Source organism: Streptomyces sp. NPDC102402, from assembly GCF_044765765.1.
Lineage (GTDB): Bacteria > Actinomycetota > Actinomycetes > Streptomycetales > Streptomycetaceae > Streptomyces.
In genome coordinates this window covers 290022-307690 of record NZ_JBIWKR010000001.1, presented here as the reverse complement: position 1 = coordinate 307690, position 17669 = coordinate 290022, and the positions used below count along the sequence as shown (strand labels likewise).

Below are 17669 nucleotides of genomic sequence, written 5' to 3'. Positions count from 1 at the left end.
GCGGGTAAGGTCTGCGCCTGTGAGTGGAACATCTGCACGTCTGACACCCCCGGCCGACGCGGTGAAGCCCGTCCGGCACCCCGACGCCCCGGCGCCCGGCGACATCCTCGGCTCCCACTACGAACACTGTTTCGGCTGCGGGGGCGGACAGCCGCACGGACTGCACCTCCGGGCGACGGCCGGAGAGGGCGTGAGTGTCACCGCCGAGTTCACCGTGAAGGCCGCCCACCAGGGCGCTCCGGGACTCGCCCACGGCGGGGTCCTGGCCACGGCGATGGACGAGACTCTCGGCGCCCTGAGCTGGCTGCTGCGGGTCATCGCGGTGACCGGACGGCTGGAGACCGACTACGTCCTGCCGGTCCCCGTGGGCACCGTGCTCTTCCTGGAGGCCGAGGCCACCGCAGTCCACGGCCGGAAGATCTACTGCCGCGCGACAGGACGGACCGGCGGCCCGGAGGGTCCCGTCGCGGTACGCGCCGAAGCCCTCTTCATCGAGGTCAAGGTGGAGCACTTCACCGACAACGGACGGCCGGAGGACATCCAGGCCGCCATGTCCGACCCGGACCAGGTCAGGCGTGCGCGTGCCTTCGAGGTGAACCCCTGATGCGCCGTCCCGTCGACGTACTCATCCGCAGGGTCGACCCGGACGTGCCGATCCCCGGCTACGGGCATCCGGGCGACGCCGGTGCGGATCTGGTCACCACCGAGGCCGCCGAACTCGCCCCCGGGGAACGGGCGGTGCTCCCCACCGGGGTGTCGATCGCCCTGCCCGACGGCTACGCGGCCTTCGTGCACCCCCGTTCGGGCCTCGCCGCCCGCTGCGGAGTGGCCCTCGTGAACGCCCCAGGGACGGTCGATGCCGGGTACCGTGGGGAGATCAAGGTCATCGTGGTCAATCTCGACCCGCGCGAGACCGTCAGGTTCGAACGGTTCGACCGGATTGCCCAACTGGTCGTCCAGCAGGTCGAGAAGGTGCGTTTCCACGAGGTGACGGAGCTTCCCGGCTCGGCACGGGCCGAGGGGGGCTTCGGATCCACCGGCGGCCATGCCGAAGTGGACGGCGTCACGGGCGGTAACACCCAGGGTGGGAACAGCTACGCTTCGGTCGTATCCGACCGGGAAGGACGTTGACGTGTTCGGACGTCGCAAGAACAGTGGTTCCGCCGAGGACACGGCGGACGAAGCGCGCGAGGCCGAGCAGGTCGCCGACGAGCTCGACGGCACCGGGGCCGAGAGCGGCTCGCGCCGCACGAACCTTCCGCCGGCTCCCCGCCCCGACGGGCCGTGGGACATCTCCGAGGTCTCCAAGCCCGGCGAGGGCAGGGTGGACCTGGGCGGCGTCTTCGTGCCCGGGGTCGAGGGCATGGAGCTCCGGGTGGAGGTCGCCGGCGACGCGATCGTCGCGGCCACCGTCGTGCTGCGTGACAGCGCGGTCCAGCTGCAGGCCTTCGCCGCCCCCAAGAAGGAGGGCATCTGGGGTGAGGTGCGCGAGGAGATCGCCTCGGGCATCACCCAGCAGGGCGGGATCATCGACGAGGTCGAGGGCCCGCTGGGCTGGGAGCTGCGTGCCCAGGTGCCCGTACAGCTCCCGGACGGGAAGAACGGCGTACAGCTGGTGCGCTTCGTCGGGGTCGACGGGCCGCGCTGGTTCCTGCGCGGTGTGATCTCCGGCCAGGGCGCGGTGCAGCCGGAGGCCGCCGGGCTGCTGGAGACGATCTTCAGGGACACCGTCGTCGTCCGCGGTGACGGACCGATGGCTCCGCGCGACCCGATCGTCCTCAAGCTTCCCGACGACGCCCAGATGGTGCCCGAGGGTGTGCAGCAGGAGGACCAGGAGAGCTCGAAGTTCTCCGGCGGCATGGGCCAGCTCCAGCGCGGGCCCGAGATCACCGAGGTGCGCTGACCGCGCCCCGGCGCGTCCGAGGCCGGTGGGCCGCATCCCGGGGAGGGGATGCGGCCCACCGGCCTCTCCATTGCCTCACCGGGTGCCTCATGCACATACTGGCGGCTGCCGAGGGAGCGGGTACGCACGGCGGCGTACGCACGGGGGGAGAGCGATGACACGGAGCACCGACGGGCGGACCGGCACGGCCCTGGCCGAGGGTTCCGCCGACGGACCGATGGTGCGGGTCGAGGACCTGCACCGCTCGTACGGCTCCGGAGCCGCGGCCGTGCACGCCCTGCGCGGCGTCTCCTTCGAGATCCCGCGAGGAGAGCTCGTCGCGCTCAAGGGCCGCTCGGGATCGGGCAAGACCACGCTGCTCAACCTCGTCGGAGGCCTTGACACACCGGACGGCGGCCGCATCGCCGTCGGCGGCACCGACCTCTCGGAGCTCGGCGAGGACGGGCTGCTGGAGCTGCGGAGGGACCGGATCGGTTTCATCTTCCAGTCCTTCGGCCTGATCCCGATCCTGACCGCCGCGGAGAACGTCGGTGTACCCATGCGGCTGCGCAGGACCGACCCCCGCGAGCGCGACGAGCGGGTGGCGCTGCTGCTCTCCCTGGTGGGACTCGGTGATCACGCCCAGCAGCGCCCCGGGGAGCTCTCCGGCGGTCAGCAGCAGCGTGTCGCCATCGCCCGGGCACTCGCCAACCGGCCCGCCCTCCTGATCGCCGACGAGCCCACCGGGCAGCTCGACGCGGAGACGGGGCTCGCGGTCATGCACCTGCTGCGGGCCGTCGTGCGAAGCGAGGGCGTCACCGTCCTCGTCGCCACCCACGACCCCCAGCTGCTCGGCTTCGCCGACCGGGTCCTGGAGCTCAGCGACGGGCACATCGTCGAGCACGTGTAGCCGCGGGCGGAGTCCGAGCCGTACAGCCGTGCACCCGGGCCGGCATCAGAATCCCGTCAATACGGCCTCCGAGCCCGGCCCTGACCCCATATGCCGGAAATTCTCGGGGTAGCTTCGACAGTGGCTCCCGTATCGGCGGCAGCCGGTTGCAGAGAAGACAATGGGGCCATGGCACGCGGCAAGCTTCGGATCTACCTGGGTGCGGCACCTGGCGTCGGCAAGACGTACGCGATGCTGTCCGAGGCCCACCGCCGGGTGGAACGGGGCACGGACTGCGTCGTCGCGTTCGTCGAACACCACGGCCGGCCGCGCACCGAGGTGCTGCTGCACGGCCTTGAGCAGGTCCGCCGGCGCGACATCGAGTACCGCTCGGCCGTCTTCGCCGAGATGGACGTCGACGCCGTCCTGGAGCGCGCCCCGGCCGTCGCGCTCGTGGACGAGCTCGCCCACACCAATGTGCCGGGCTCCCGTAACGCGAAGCGCTGGCAGGACGTCGAGGAACTCCTCAAGGCCGGCATCGACGTGGTGTCCACCGTCAACATCCAGCACCTGGAGTCCCTGGGCGACGTCGTCGAGTCGATAACCGGCGTGCGCCAGCAGGAGACCATCCCCGACGAGGTCGCCCGTCGGGCCGACCAGATCGAGCTCGTCGACATGTCGCCCCAGGCGCTGCGCCGTCGCATGGCCCACGGGAACATCTACCAGTCCGACAAGGTCGACGCGGCGCTGTCCAACTACTTCCGCCCCGGCAACCTCACCGCCCTGCGCGAGCTGGCGCTCCTGTGGGTCGCCGACCGGGTCGACGAGTACCTCCAGCAGTACCGTGGCGAGCACGACATCAGCGCGCCCTGGCAGGCCCGCGAGCGCATCGTCGTCGGACTGACCGGAGGCCCCGAGGGCCGTACGCTCATCCGCCGCGCCTCACGGATGGCCGCGAAGGGCTCCGGCAGCGAGATCCTCGCGGTCTACATCGCCCGCAGCGACGGGCTGACCTCCGCCTCGCCCAAGGAGCTCGCGGTGCAGCGCACCCTGGTCGAGGACCTCGGGGGCACCTTCCACCACGTCATCGGCGACGACATACCCTCGGCCCTCCTCGCGTTCGCCCGGGGCGTCAACGCCACCCAGATCGTCCTCGGGTCCAGCCGCCGCAAGACCTGGCAGTACATCTACGGCCCCGGGGTCGGGGCCACCGTGGCCCGGGAGTCCGGACCCGACCTGGACGTGCACATCGTCACGCACGAAGCGGTCGCGAAGGGGCGCGGACTGCCCATCGCACGCGGCGCGCGGCTCAGCCGCACCCGGATCTCCTCGGGCTGGCTGGTCGGCGTGGGCGGACCGGCCTTCCTGACCCTGCTCCTGCACGGCATGGAGAACGGGCCGGGCCTCGCCAACGACGTCCTGCTCTTCCTCTTCATGACCGTCGCCGCCGCTCTGCTCGGCGGCCTCGCGCCCGCCCTGGCCTCGGCGGCGGCGGGCTCCCTGCTCCTGAACTACTGGTTCACCCCGCCCACCCACACCCTGACCGTGCAGGACCCGGAGAACTTCGTCGCCATCGTGATCTTCTTCGCGGTGGCGGTCGCGGTCGCCTCGGTCGTCGACCTGGCGGCCCGCCGCACCCACCAGGCGGCCCGGCTGCGCGCCGAGTCCGAGATCCTCTCCGCCCTCGCCGGGAGCGTCCTGCGGGGCGAGACCGCCCTGGACGCCCTGCTTGACCGGGTCCGTGAGACCTTCGGCATGGAGTCCGTCGCCCTCCTGGAGAGGCAGAGCGACGTCGATCCGTGGACCTGTGCGGGATCCGTCGGCCCGGCGCCCGTGGTCCGGCCCGACGACGCGGACGTGGACATGCCCGTCGGCGACCACATGGCACTGGCGCTCTCCGGGCGTGTGCTGCCCGCCGAGGACCGCAGGGTCCTCGGCGCCTTCGCCGCGCAGGCCGCCGTCGTGCTCGACCGGCAGCGACTGGTGGGGGAGGCCGAGGCGGCCCGGCGCCTCGCCGAGGGCAACCGGATCAGGACCGCGCTGCTCGCCGCCGTCAGTCACGACCTGCGTACCCCGCTGGCCGCCATCAAGGCCGCCGTGAGCTCCCTGCGCTCCGACGACGTCGCCTGGTCCGACGCCGACGAGGCGGAGTTCCTCGCGGCCATCGAGGACGGCGCCGACCGCCTGGACCACCTGGTCGGCAACCTCCTCGACATGTCGCGCCTGCAGACCGGCACGGTCACCCCGCTGATCCGCGAGATCGACCTCGACGAGGTCGTCCCGATGGCGCTCGGCGGCGTACCGGAGGGCAGTGTCGACCTGGACATCCCCGAGACGCTCCCCATGGTCGCCGTCGATCCGGGGCTGCTGGAGCGGGCCGTCGCCAACATCGTCGAGAACGCCGTCAAGTACAGCCCGGGCCAGGAACGCGTCGCCGTCGCCGCCAGCGCCCTGGGCGAGCGGGTCGAGCTGCGGGTGGCCGACCGGGGCCGCGGCGTCCCCGACGAGGCCAAGGAACGCATATTCGAGCCCTTCCAGCGGTACGGCGACGCCCCGCGCGGCGCCGGAGTGGGACTCGGCCTCGCCGTCGCCCGCGGATTCGTGGAGTCCATGGGCGGCACCCTGGACGCCGAGGACACCCCCGGCGGCGGACTCACCATGGTCCTCACGCTCACGGCCGCGGCGGGACAGGTCCGGGCCGGCCCGCTCCCTCCCGTACACGTCACCTCATGAGATCTCCGGGGCGCACCCCCGCCCCGTACACGTATTCCGGAAAGGCAGGTCCGCGATGACCCGGGTCCTCGTGGTCGACGACGAGCCGCAGATCGTGCGCGCCCTCGTGATCAACCTGAAGGCGCGCAGGTACGAGGTGGACGCGGCGCCCGACGGGGCCACCGCCCTGCAGCTGGCGGCGGCGCGCCACCCCGACGTCGTCGTCCTCGACCTCGGCCTGCCGGACATGGACGGCGTCGAGGTGATCAGGGGACTGCGCGGCTGGACACGGGTGCCGATCCTGGTGCTCTCCGCCCGCCACACCTCGGACGAGAAGGTCGAGGCACTCGACGCCGGTGCCGACGACTACGTCACCAAGCCCTTCGGCATGGACGAGCTGCTGGCACGGCTGCGCGCCGCCGTGCGCCGGGCGGAACCGGTCGGCCAGGACGGCGGGGACGGCCTGGTGGTCGTCGAGACCGAGGGGTTCACCGTCGACCTCTCGGCGAAGAAGGTCCACCGCGAGGGCCGCGACGTGCGGCTGACCCCCACCGAGTGGCACCTCCTCGAGGTCCTCGTGCGCAACGCGGGCCGGCTCGTCAGCCAGAAGCAGCTGCTCCAGGAGGTCTGGGGACCCTCCTACGGCACCGAGACCAACTATCTGCGGGTCTACATGGCGCAGCTGCGCCGCAAGCTGGAGACGGACCCCTCGCATCCCCGGCACTTCGTGACCGAGCCGGGGATGGGATACCGCTTCGAGCGTGGACGACCCGTTCCGGAGTGATCAGAGGTCACTCGTCCGGGTGGTGTCCGTGCGGGCCAGCCCCCACCACGGGAGACCGGTACCCTTCGGGTATGAGCGCCGTTCCCCGATTCGAGAAGTCAGGCAGGGCGGAGAGGCCGTCCGGCCGCTTCCGCCGCATGCTCGACCGGCTGTCCAGCTCCCAGGAGGACCTCGAGTCCGAGGAGCTGCGGGAGGACACGCATGCTTCGGGCTGTACGCGCATCTCCGAGTGCTCGGACCGCCAGATCGTCAAGGTCACTGGTACCTTGCGGACCGTCACCCTGCGACCGCGCGCCGGAGTGCCCGCGCTCGAGGCGGAGCTCTTCGACGGTACCGCGCCGCTCGACGTGGTCTGGCTCGGACGGCGCTCCATCGTCGGCATCGAGCCCGGCCGCAAGCTCATAGCGTCGGGCCGCGTGGCCATGAGCCACGGACGCCGGGTGCTGTTCAATCCCAAATACGAACTCCGACCGCTCGGCAAGGAGTAGCCGGTGACGTCTCTCGACAAGCCGACGTCCGACACGGACCAGCCCCACCGCACCGACCAGCAGGACGCCGAGGCGAAGGCGGTCACGGAAGCCGCGCTCTTCGAGGCGTTCGGCGGCGTGCGGGGCATGGTGGAGACAGTCCTGCCCGGGCTGCTCTTCGTCACGATCTTCACCATCAACAAGGACCTCAAGGCCTCCGCGATCGCCGCCCTGGCGGTCTCCCTGGCCCTCGTCGCCGTACGGCTGATCCGCAGGGACACCGTCAAGCACGCCTTCAGCGGCGTCTTCGGCGTCGGCTTCGGCGTGGTCTTCGCGATGATGACGGGCAACGCCAAGGACTTCTACCTGCCGGGCATGATCTACACGCTCGGGCTGGCCCTCGCCTACCTGTTCACGACGCTCGCCGGGGTGCCGCTGATCGGGCTGATCCTCGGCCCGGTCTTCAAGGAGAACCTCTCCTGGCGCACCAGGAACCCCGGCCGCAAGAAGGCGTACGCCAAGGCCAGCTACGCCTGGGGACTGATCCTCCTCGCCAAGTGCGCGATCCTCTTCCCGCTGTACTGGTGGGCCGACACCGCCCAGCTCGGCTGGGTGCTGGTCGCGCTCAAGATCCCGCCGTTCCTGCTCGCGGTGTACCTGACCTGGGTCTTCCTCGCCAAGGCGCCGCCGCCCATCGACGTCTTCGCCGAGATGGAGGCGGAGGAGCAGGCCGAGAAGGAGCGGAAGGCGGCGCAGAGCGCGCGGGCCGCGGAGGCCCGCGACTCCGAGATCTGACACGCCTGCGCGTGGGGCCCGGACCGGGAGCGGATGCAGCTGACAGCATCCGGGAACCGGTCCGGGCCCCACGCGTTCATCACGGACTTCAGTCCTCGGCGGGCTCCCGGCGGACCGACAACAGGTCCTCCAGTTGCTCCTCGCGCGCCTGGGCGGCCACGAACAGCAGTTCGTCACCGGCCTCCAGGGTTTCCTCGGGGCTCGGCGTCAGCACGCGCGTGCCACGGATGATCGTGACGAGCGAGGTGTCCTCCGGCCAGTCCACGTCGCCCACCCGGATGCCGGCGAGCGCCGACTCGGGCGGCAGCGTCAGCTCGACCAGGTTGGCGTCGCCGTGGCTGAAGCGCAGCAGCCGGACCAGGTCACCGACGCTCACCGCCTCCTCGACCAGGGCGGACATCAGGCGCGGCGTGGAGACCGCCACGTCGACACCCCAGGACTCGTTGAACAGCCATTCGTTCTTCGGGTTGTTCACCCGGGCCACGACCCTGGGGACGCCGTACTCGGTCTTCGCGAGCAGCGAGACGACCAGGTTGACCTTGTCGTCACCGGTCGAGGCGATCACGACGTTGCAGCGCTGGAGCGCAGCCTCGTCGAGCGACGTGATCTCGCAGGCGTCGGCGAGGAGCCACTCGGCCATCGGGACCCGCTCCACCGAGATGGCGGTCGGGGCCTTGTCGATCAGCAGTACTTCGTGCCCGTTCTCCAGGAGCTCGGCCGCGATGGAACGGCCCACCGCACCGGCCCCGGCAATCGCCACGCGCATCAGTGACCGCCCTCCTCGGGACCTTCGGCAAAGGCCTCCTCGACCTTCGCGATCTCGTCCGTACGCATCATCACGTGGACCAGGTCGCCCTCCTGCAGAACCGTCTGCGACGTGGGCAGTATGGCCTCACCCAACCGGGTGAGGAAGGCGACGCGGACGCCCGTCTCCTCCTGCAGTGTGCTGATCTTGTGCCCGATCCACGACGGCGTCGTGTGCACCTCGGCGAGCTGCACACCGCCGCTCGGGTCGCGCCACAGCGGCTCCGCGCCCGACGGCAGCAGCCGCCGCAGCATCTGGTCCGCGGTCCACCGGACCGTGGCGACCGTGGGGATGCCCAGGCGCTGGTAGACCTCGGCACGACGGGGGTCGTAGATGCGCGCCGCGACGTTCTCGATGCCGAACATCTCGCGCGCCACCCGGGCCGCGATGATGTTGGAGTTGTCGCCGCTGCTGACGGCGGCGAAGGCTCCGGCCTCCTCGATCCCCGCCTCGCGCAGTGTGTCCTGGTCGAAACCGACCCCGCTGACCCGCCGGCCGCCGAACCCGGAACCGAGCCGGCGGAACGCCGTGGGGTCCTGGTCGATCACGGCGACCGTGTGCCCCTGCTGCTCCAGGGTCTGTGCGAGAGCGGCTCCGACGCGCCCGCAGCCCATGATGACGATGTGCACCTCGCGCCTACCTCGCCGTCCTGGTCGTCCGGATGACCTGCGAAAACACCCTGCTCACACTTCTCTCTCAGCTTGCGGGGCAAACAATGGGGCAACCACCTTCGGCGTTGCCCGGGGAAGAGCTTATGCGGCCACAACCGCACCGCCTCATCCGAGTGTGCGTACCTCGCGGGCGGATGAGCAAAGCGACCCCCGGAGGGGGCGCCCGGCGGACGTCCGCCGCCCCGAGGCCACCCCTCCGTCACGCAAGGATTTCGTTAAGGATTCCATGGACTTTTCCGGTGAGGGCGGGTAATTATGAAGGTTTTCCGGATGCCGAGGGGGTGGTGCTTCGGCGGCGTGTCCTGCCAGCGCTTACGATCCTCACCGTGTCCAAACTGACCGACGTGCCCAAACGGATCCTGATCGGCCGGGCGCTGCGCAGCGACAAGCTGGGGGAAACACTCCTCCCCAAGCGCATCGCGCTCCCCGTCTTCGCATCCGACCCGCTGTCCTCCGTTGCGTACGCACCCGGGGAAGTCCTCCTCGTGCTGTCCATCGCGGGCGTGTCGGCGTACCACTTCAGCCCGTGGATCGCGGTCGCCGTCGTGGTCCTGATGTTCACCGTCGTCGCCTCGTACCGGCAGAACGTGCGGGCGTACCCGAGCGGTGGCGGCGACTACGAGGTCGCCAACACCAACCTCGGGCCGAAGGCCGGTCTGACCGTCGCCAGCGCGCTCCTCGTCGACTACGTCCTCACGGTCGCCGTGTCGATCTCCTCCGGCGTGGAGAACCTCGGCTCCGCCGTCCCCTTCGTCGTCGAGCACAAGACGTTCTGCGCCATAGGCGCCATCGTGCTCCTCACGCTGATGAACCTGCGCGGCGTCAAGGAGTCCGGCAAGCTCTTCGCGATCCCCACGTACCTGTTCGTGGCCGGCGTCTTCGTGATGATCCTCTGGGGTGCGTTCCGGGGGCTCGCCCTCGGCGACACCATGCACGCGCCGACCTCTGACTACGAGATCAAGCCCGAACACCAGGGGCTCGCCGGCTTCGCCCTCGTCTTCCTGCTGCTGCGCGCCTTCTCCTCCGGCTGTGCGGCGCTCACCGGAGTCGAGGCCATCAGCAACGGCGTACCCGCGTTCCGGAAGCCCAAGAGCAAGAACGCCGCGACCACGCTCGCGGCGATGGGCCTGCTGGCCGTCACGATGTTCTGCGGCATCATCGGCCTCGCCATGGCCACCGACGTGAAGATGGCCGAGAACCCGGCCAAGGACCTCATCCACAACGGTGCCGCGGTTGGCGCGGGCTTCGTCCAGGACCCGGTGATCTCCCAGGTCGCCGCGGCGGTCTTCGGCGAGGGCACGTTCCTCTTCGTCTTCCTGGCGGCGGCCACCGCGCTCGTCCTCTTCCTCGCCGCCAACACCGCGTACAACGGCTTCCCGCTGCTCGGTTCGATCCTCGCCCAGGACCGCTACCTGCCGCGCCAGCTGCACACCCGCGGCGACCGGCTGGCCTTCTCCAACGGCATCGTGCTGCTGGCCGGTGCCGCGATCCTGCTCGTCTGGATCTACGGGGCCGACTCCACCCGGCTCATCCAGCTCTACATCGTCGGCGTCTTCGTCTCCTTCACGCTCAGCCAGACCGGCATGGTGCGGCACTGGAACCGTCATCTGCGCACGGAGAAGGACCCTGCGGCGAGGCGGCACATGGTCCGCTCCCGGGCGATCAACACCTTCGGCGCCTTCTTCACCGGCCTGGTCCTCGTCGTGGTCCTGGCCACCAAGTTCACCCACGGTGCCTGGGTCGCGCTGCTCGGCATGGTGATCTTCTTCGGCACGATGACCGCGATCCGCAAGCACTACGACCGGGTCGCCGAGGAGATCTCCGCCGACGAGGCCCCGTCGGACGACACCGTCCGGCCCTCGCGGGTGCACTCGATCGTCCTGGTCTCCAAGCTCCACCGGCCCACGCTGCGCGCCCTCGCGTACGCCAAGCTCGTACGCTCCGACCAGCTGGAGGCGCTCTCCATCAGCGTCGACCACGAGGAGACCAAGGCGCTCAGGGAGGACTGGGAGCGGCGGGGCATCGACATCCCGCTGAAGATCCTCGACTCGCCCTACCGCGAGGTGACCCGGCCGGTCATCGAATACGTCAAGGGCCTGCGCAAGGACCGCCCCCGCGACGTGATCAGCGTCTACATCCCCGAGTACGTGGTCGGCCACTGGTACGAGCACCTGCTGCACAACCAGAGCGCGCTGCGGCTCAAGGGCAGGCTCCTCTTCACCCCGGGTGTGATGGTGACCTCGGTGCCGTACCAGCTGGAGTCCTCCGAGGCCGCGAAGGTGCGGGCCAGGAGGCGCGCGGACTGGACCGCCCCGGGCTCGGTCCGCCGCGGTCCCGTGGAACGGCGTCACACCAAGGAAGCCGGCCACAAGGCCGGCGACAAGGGCTGACTCCGTCCCCCGCCGCCTGTGGTGAGCGGTCGGCTTCCGCCCACGTAGACTGGTGGGCTGTCGTCCGGCCGCCGCCGGGCCGTCATCCGGCGCCGTCCGGCTGTTTCCTCGTTTCCTGATCTCTGGAGCCACCCCCTCATGCAGAACGAATCCACGTCGTCGCAGGCCGGGGAGTCGCTGATCGGTCGGGAGTACGAGGTCGAGGTCGGCCCCGTCGCCCACGGCGGCCACTGCATCGCCCGTACGTCCGAGGGCCAGGTGCTCTTCGTGCGCCACACCCTCCCCGGCGAGAAGGTCGTCGCCAGGGTCACCGAGGGCGAGAGCGACTCACGCTTCCTGCGCGCCGACGCGGTCACCGTCATCGAGGCGTCCAAGGACCGGGTCGAGGCCCCCTGTCCGTACGCCGGCCCCGGCAAGTGCGGCGGCTGCGACTGGCAGCACGCCAAGCCCGGCGCCCAGCGCCGCCTCAAGGGCGAAGTGATCGCCGAGCAGCTCCTGCGCCTCGCGGGCCTCACGCCCGAGGAGGCCGGCTGGGACGGCACGGTCATGCCTGCCGAGGGCGACAAGCTCCCGCCGGGCCAGGTCCCGGCCTGGCGTACCCGGGTCCAGTACGCGGTCGACGCGGACGGTCTGGTCGGACTGCGCAAGCACCGCTCGCACGAGGTCCAGCCGGTCGACCACTGCATGATCGCCGCCCCTGGCGTCTCGGAGCTCGGCATCGAGAAGCAGGACTGGCCGCAGATGGCCACGGTGGAGGCGATCTCCGCCACCGGCTCCCACGACCGCCAGGTCATCCTGACCCCGCGCGAGGGCGGCCGGCTCCCGCTGGTCGAGCTGGACAAGCCGGTCTCCGTGCTCCGCGTCGAGGAGAAGGACGGCGGAGTCCACCGCGTCCACGGCCGCGCCTTCGTCCGCGAGCGCGCCGACGACCGTACGTACCGCGTCGGCTCGGGCGGCTTCTGGCAGGTCCACCCGCAGGCGGCGGACACGCTGGTCCGCGCGGTCATGCAGGGGCTGCTGCCCCGCAAGAACGACACGGCGCTGGACCTCTACTGCGGCGTCGGCCTGTTCGCCGGCGCCATCGGCCAGCGGATCGGCGAGAAGGGTGCGGTGCTGGGCATCGAGTCCGGCAAGCGCGCGGTCGAGGACGCCCGGCACAACCTGAAGGACCTGGACCGGGTCCGCATCGAACACGGCAAGGTCGACCAGGTCCTGCCGCGCACGGGCATCACCGAGTGCGACCTGATCGTCCTGGACCCGCCGCGCGCCGGCGCGGGCAAGGGCACCGTCAAGCAGCTCGTCGCCCTGGGCGCACGCCGCATCGCGTATGTTGCCTGTGACCCGGCGGCGCTGGCCCGGGACATCGCGTACTTCGCGGAGGGCGGGTACAGGGTACGGACGCTGCGGGCGTTCGATCTGTTTCCGATGACCCACCATGTCGAGTGCGTCGCGATCCTTGAGCCTGCCGCAAAGGGTGTCTGACCTGCGGTTTCGCCGAGTGTGCGTTATGTGCGCTGTGGGCGTTACGGGCGATATCTTGACGCATATTCGACGCATGTTGGGCCCTTCTGACGCACGTTTGACGCACGTTCTGATGAGGTGCCAGATGCCCGTTTCTGCAGGTGACGGTGTGTCGAGTACGGCTTGAGGGGGCTCCCTCTTTACCGTCTCTTGGTGAACCGGTGCTCGATATCGCCTGATTTAAGGCTCAGTAGGAACGGGGTCCGTAAGGGCTCCAGTGGCCGAGGAAGGGTTTGAGGTCGTCGCCGCTGGGCTTGGGTGGGGTGGGCAGCTTCGGCGCTGCGGCGGACTCGGTGAGGTGCTGGAGCCGGGTGTCCGTGAAGGCGAGGCACGCCTCGATCTCTGTTCTTTCCTGTCCGGGTGGCAGCGATGTGGCGTGGTCGCGTACTGCTGTGACGTATTCGGTCAGGCGCTTGGTCTGGTGCCAGGCGTCTGCTTGTTCTTCGAGGTGCTTGACGCGATAGGCGTAGGCGTTGGAGGCGGCCCGTGCGGGGCTGACGCGGTGGACGCGCTGTACGCGCGGGTGACGCCGAAGTCGGCGAAGTACGTGAAGGCGACAATCGAGTACTTCGCGTCCTTGGCCGGACCCAAGGAAGCGACCGTTCCCCTCCCAAGCTGCTCGCCTGACCGCGCCGAGCACCGTTCCCGTGACGAGTCTGCGCCACGGCGGAGACCCGACACGGGAATCACTTGGGTCTGCACGGGCCGCCGTATAGATCTTTGCCATGAGACCTATATCCAGCGGCAGGCTGCTCCCCGTGGCCATCGCACTTTCCATGGCCGTGACCGGATGGGCGGGGGTTGCGGCCGCATCAGCGCAACCCGCAGCCGACCCGGCGCCGGGCGCCACCCCGTCGGGGAAGTCCTACGACATCACGCTGGTGACGGGCGACCTCGTCCACTACACCGACCGGTCCGGCGCGCACGACGTCGTGACCGTGGACTCCGCCGCCGGGAACTCGGGCGGCGTACAGGTGCAGACGTACGGGGACGACACCTATGTGGTGCCCGTCGACGCGATGCCGCTGCTGGCCGCCGGCAAGCTGGACCCGCGCCTGTTCAACGTCTCGCAGCTGGTCGCCATGGGGTACGACGACGCGCACACCGACGCCGTCCCCCTGATCGCCACCGCGTCGCCGTCCGCCCGTTCCGCCCGCCCCCCGGCGGCCCCCGCGGGGGCGAGCGCGGACCGTTCGCTGACGTCGATCCACGCGACGGCGCTGCACACGGAGAAGGACCGGGCCCGTACGTTCTGGAAGTCCGTCGCCCCGGGCAGTGCACCGCGTCAACTATCGCACAGCATTGGCAAGTTGTGGCTGGACGGCAGGGTCAGGGCCTCCCTTGCGGACGAGACGTCGCAGATCAAGGCGACCGACACCTGGCAGAAGGGCTACGACGGTGCGGGCGTGAAGGTCGCGGTGCTCGACACCGGCGCCGACCTCGACCACCCCGACCTCGTCGGCCAGGTCGCCGCTTCCAGGAGTTTCGTCACCGGTGAGGATGTCGACGACGGCCATGGCCACGGCACGCACACCGCCTCCACCATCGCCGGCACCGGCGCCGCCTCCGGCGGCAAGGAGAAGGGTGCGGCCCCCGGCGCCCGGCTGCTGGTCGGCAAGGTCCTGAGCAACAAGGGCAGCTCCGGCAGCGACTCCGATGTCATCGCAGGCATGGAGTGGGCCAAGGACCAGGGCGCCGACATCGTGTCGATGAGCCTCGGTACCCCGGACGGGTCCGACGGCTCCGATCCGATGTCGCAGGCCGTCAACACCCTGTCGGCGAACGGCGGCCCGCTCTTCGTGATCGCCGCGGGCAACACCTACAGTCCCGAAACCGTCGGCGCCCCGGGCGCCGCGACGGCCGCCCTGACCATCGGCGCCGTCGACAGGAACGACCAGCGCGCCGAGTTCTCCAGCCAGGGCCCGCTGACCGGCAGCCACGGCCTCAAGCCGGACGTCTCCGCGCCCGGCGTGGACGTCACCGCCGCCGCCTCGCAGTCCGTCGCGGGCTGGACCGGCGGCCTGTACCGGACGATGAGCGGTACGTCGATGGCCACACCGCTGGTCGCCGGCACGGCCGCGATCCTCAAGCAGCGCCACCCCGACTGGAGCGGCGAGCGCATCAAGAACGCCCTGATGTCGACCTCGCACAAGACCGCCGAAACCCCGTACGAGGTCGGTACGGGACGGGTGGACGCCGCCGCGGCCGTGGACTCCACGATCGAGGCGACAGGCTCGGTGGCAGCGGCCACGTACAACTGGCCCCACGCCGACGCGAAGGCGACCACCCGTACCGTCACCTACCGCAACGACGGTGACGCGGACGTGACGCTCGGCCTGGCCCTGGACACCGACGACGCCGCCTACAGCCTGTCGGCTTCCTCCGTGGCGGTCCCGGCCAACGGCACCGCCGAGGTGACCTTGACCCTCGACCCGTCGAAGGTCCCGGTCGACACCACCTTCTCCGGTCAGGTCGTCGCCACCGACACCGCCTCGGGCGCTGTGGTCGCACACACCGGCTTCGCTCTGTTCAAGGAGCGGGAGATGTACGACTACACGATCAAGGCCATCGGCCGGGACGGGAAGCCGGCCGCGGACACGGTCGTGCTGAACAGCCCCGGATCCACCGACCCGACGTACATCAACGTCGACGGTGAGACCACCGTGCGGCTGGCCCCGGGCGACTACACCGCCTGGTCCTCGATGGACGTGACCGACAAGACCTCCGACTCGCTCGGCAGGGCGCTGTTGATCGCGCCGAACGCGACGCTCGACGCCGCCCACCCGAGGGCGACGGCCGTCCTCGACGCGAGCAAGGCGCACAAGGCATACGCCGTACCGGAGCGCGAGAGCGAGACGTCCCAGGCGGTCATCGACTTCTCACGCGCCTACGACGGCACCCCGGTCACCTCGGGACGCAACTGGAACAGCGCCTTCATGCTCTCGAGCAGGTACGACTCGGTCTACCTGGCCCCGACCGGAAAGGTCAGCAAGGGGACCCTGGACGTCTTCGTCCACTGGCGGATGCGGGAGAAGGCGCTCGATGCCCGGACCGGCACCGGCCAGGACATCGCACTGCTGTCACAGGGCGGCTCCACGTTCCATGACGGCACCCGCACGCTGAAGACGGTGTACGCGGGCACCGGCACCTCGGCGGAGTACGCGCACATCGACGCACGCGGCAAGGCCGTCGTCGTCGCCCACAGCGCCGATGTCACCGCGGCCGGGCGCGCCCAGGCGGCCTCCGCGGCGGGCGCGGCGATGCTGATCGTCGTCAACGACACAAACGGCCGCCTGTACGAGAGGTTCACCGGCGTCGCCGATCTGACCGTCGCCTCGGTCATGCGGAACAGCGGCACACGCCTCGTCGCCGAGGCGAAGTCCGGCAAGGGCAAGCTCCACGTGAGCCAGAAGCAGTACCCGGACTACACGTACGACCTGCTGCAGAGCTACCGGGGGAGCGTCCCCGACCACTCGCTGGTCTACCGTCCCTCCGACCGGGACCTCGCCCGCGTGGACAGCAGCTACTACGCGGCGGCCGGAACACTCGGCCAGGGATCGCGGTACTTCGTCCCCTCGTGGGGCCCGGCCCTGGGCGGCGACGAATACGAACGCTTCGGCCGGACCGTCACCGAGTTCGTGACGCAGGCACCCTCCGACCTCGGCTACTGGTACGAGCAGCATGCGGGCACCAGCGGCGACGCGGCCGGCTGGTACGAGCAGAACGACGAGGCGCACTACACGGCGGGCCGCCGGTACGACAACGACTGGTTCAAGCCGGTCCAGGCCCCGCGCCTGGACTCCGCCTACGCCGCCTTCGCCTCCGTGAGCGGCACCCTGCAGTGGAACATCCCGATGTGGTCGGGCGGCGACGACAGCCACACCGGCTTCGGCGGTACGGGCTTCAGGACTGTCCTCACGCGCGCCGACGGAACCCAGGTGGCAGCGGTCAACTCCCGGGCGGGCCGGGCGATCAACCTTCCCGCCGGCTCCTACACACTGACGGCGACCGGACAGCGGTCGAACACCACGTGGCCGACGTCCACCCGGACCAGCACGGCGTGGGGCTTCGACTTCACACGCCCGGCCGCCCGCGCCGACGTTCCCCTGCTGAACGTCGGCTACTCCCTCGACACCGATCTGCAGGGCCTCGCCCGGGCGGGCAAGACCCTCGACCTGGGGGTCAGCGCAGCCACGGTCCCCGGTGACGTCAAGGCGAACGCAGCGACGCTCCAGGTCTCCTACGACGCAGGCGTGACCTGGCAGAACGTGAACCTGCACCGCCGCGGTGACGGCCGCTGGACGGCCGACCTGCGCACGCCGCGCACCGCGCACTCGGTGTCCCTGCGCGTCACCGCGCAGGCGCCGGGCGGATTCACCGTCGAGCAGGAAGTGATCTCGGCCATCGGCCTGAGGTGACCTCGCCGGGGCAGGCTGCCGCACCGAAGCCGACAGACCATCGGGAGGAGGACCCTCTCCGAGTACCGTAAGGTTGCGTTCACCGACGCGGGGTGGAGCAGCTCGGTAGCTCGCTGGGCTCATAACCCAGAGGTCGCAGGTTCAAATCCTGTCCCCGCTACTTGTACGACGAAGGCCCGGCACGTCATGTGCCGGGCCTTCGTCGTGGTGCGGAGGGGGTGTGTCCGGGTGTTTCAAGGCTCGAGTTCACCGAGCCGCACGGGGCGTCGCGTCCTTCTGCGCGCTTCGTGGCCTCCTCGTGCCATCCGACTGCGGAGAGCCGCTAGCGATCACGA

At 70.3% G+C, this 17669-nt stretch carries 13 protein-coding genes and 1 tRNA gene; 12 read left to right on the top strand and 2 right to left on the bottom strand.

Translation table 11 applies throughout. The features are described 5' to 3' along the window. Positions 1–19: 19 nt before the first annotated feature. The 8 genes from ACIRJR_RS01185 to ACIRJR_RS01150 all read left to right on the top strand — a co-directional run bounded on the left by ACIRJR_RS01185 (position 20) and on the right by ACIRJR_RS01150 (position 7529). A complete protein-coding gene (locus ACIRJR_RS01185) occupies positions 20–604 on the top strand; it encodes a PaaI family thioesterase (RefSeq protein ID WP_403771955.1) in 585 nt (194 codons plus the stop codon). Continuing rightward, positions 604–1131, top strand: a complete 528-nt coding sequence (gene dut / locus ACIRJR_RS01180) for a dUTP diphosphatase (protein ID WP_403771952.1) — start codon at positions 604–606, stop codon at positions 1129–1131. The genes ACIRJR_RS01185 and dut overlap by 1 nt, the downstream gene beginning before the upstream one ends. A gap of 1 nt (position 1132) precedes the next feature. Next, a complete protein-coding gene (locus tag ACIRJR_RS01175; RefSeq protein WP_403771949.1) occupies positions 1133–1903 on the top strand; it encodes a DUF3710 domain-containing protein in 771 nt (256 codons plus the stop codon). A gap of 154 nt (positions 1904–2057) precedes the next feature. Then, positions 2058–2792: an ABC transporter ATP-binding protein gene (locus ACIRJR_RS01170; protein WP_403771946.1), complete on the top strand. Its 735-nt coding sequence runs from the start codon at positions 2058–2060 to the stop codon at positions 2790–2792. Between the two features lie 168 nt (positions 2793–2960). Next, entirely contained in the window at positions 2961–5504 is a 2544-nt protein-coding gene (locus ACIRJR_RS01165) for an ATP-binding protein (protein WP_403771942.1), read from the top strand. 55 nt (positions 5505–5559) lie between these two features. Then, positions 5560–6267, top strand: coding sequence for a response regulator (locus ACIRJR_RS01160; protein ID WP_403771939.1), 708 nt, complete (start codon positions 5560–5562; stop codon positions 6265–6267). A gap of 71 nt (positions 6268–6338) precedes the next feature. Beyond that, positions 6339–6755 carry an OB-fold nucleic acid binding domain-containing protein gene (locus tag ACIRJR_RS01155; RefSeq protein WP_403771936.1) on the top strand — a complete coding sequence of 139 codons (417 nt, stop codon included), beginning with the start codon at positions 6339–6341 and terminating at the stop codon, positions 6753–6755. Positions 6756–6758: 3 nt separating this feature from the next. Beyond that, positions 6759–7529: a DUF3159 domain-containing protein gene (locus ACIRJR_RS01150; protein WP_403771933.1), complete on the top strand. Its 771-nt coding sequence runs from the start codon at positions 6759–6761 to the stop codon at positions 7527–7529. An 88-nt stretch (positions 7530–7617) separates the two neighbouring features. On the opposite strand, the gene ACIRJR_RS01145 is transcribed toward ACIRJR_RS01150, so the two are convergent. Together ACIRJR_RS01145 and ACIRJR_RS01140 are read right to left on the bottom strand one after the other, a co-directional pair. Continuing rightward, positions 7618–8295, bottom strand: coding sequence for a TrkA family potassium uptake protein (locus tag ACIRJR_RS01145; RefSeq protein ID WP_277331512.1), 678 nt, complete (start codon positions 8293–8295; stop codon positions 7618–7620). Next, a complete protein-coding gene (locus ACIRJR_RS01140; RefSeq protein ID WP_014153600.1) occupies positions 8295–8963 on the bottom strand; it encodes a TrkA family potassium uptake protein in 669 nt (222 codons plus the stop codon). Before ACIRJR_RS01140 ends, ACIRJR_RS01145 begins: the two co-directional genes overlap by 1 nt. 368 nt (positions 8964–9331) lie before the next feature. Here ACIRJR_RS01140 and ACIRJR_RS01135 point away from each other — a divergent pair, with 368 nt between their 5' ends. From ACIRJR_RS01135 to ACIRJR_RS01120, 4 genes are all read left to right on the top strand, one after another. Further along, positions 9332–11395 (top strand): APC family permease, encoded by a 2064-nt coding sequence (locus ACIRJR_RS01135; RefSeq protein WP_403771930.1) that lies wholly within the window; start codon positions 9332–9334, stop codon positions 11393–11395. Between the two features lie 138 nt (positions 11396–11533). Next, positions 11534–12877: a class I SAM-dependent RNA methyltransferase gene (locus ACIRJR_RS01130; protein ID WP_403771927.1), complete on the top strand. Its 1344-nt coding sequence runs from the start codon at positions 11534–11536 to the stop codon at positions 12875–12877. A 797-nt stretch (positions 12878–13674) separates the two neighbouring features. Continuing rightward, positions 13675–17334: a S8 family peptidase gene (locus tag ACIRJR_RS01125; RefSeq protein ID WP_403771924.1), complete on the top strand. Its 3660-nt coding sequence runs from the start codon at positions 13675–13677 to the stop codon at positions 17332–17334. 86 nt (positions 17335–17420) lie between these two features. After that, positions 17421–17494: transfer RNA gene (locus tag ACIRJR_RS01120), tRNA-Met, on the top strand. Positions 17495–17669: the final 175 nt, after the last annotated feature.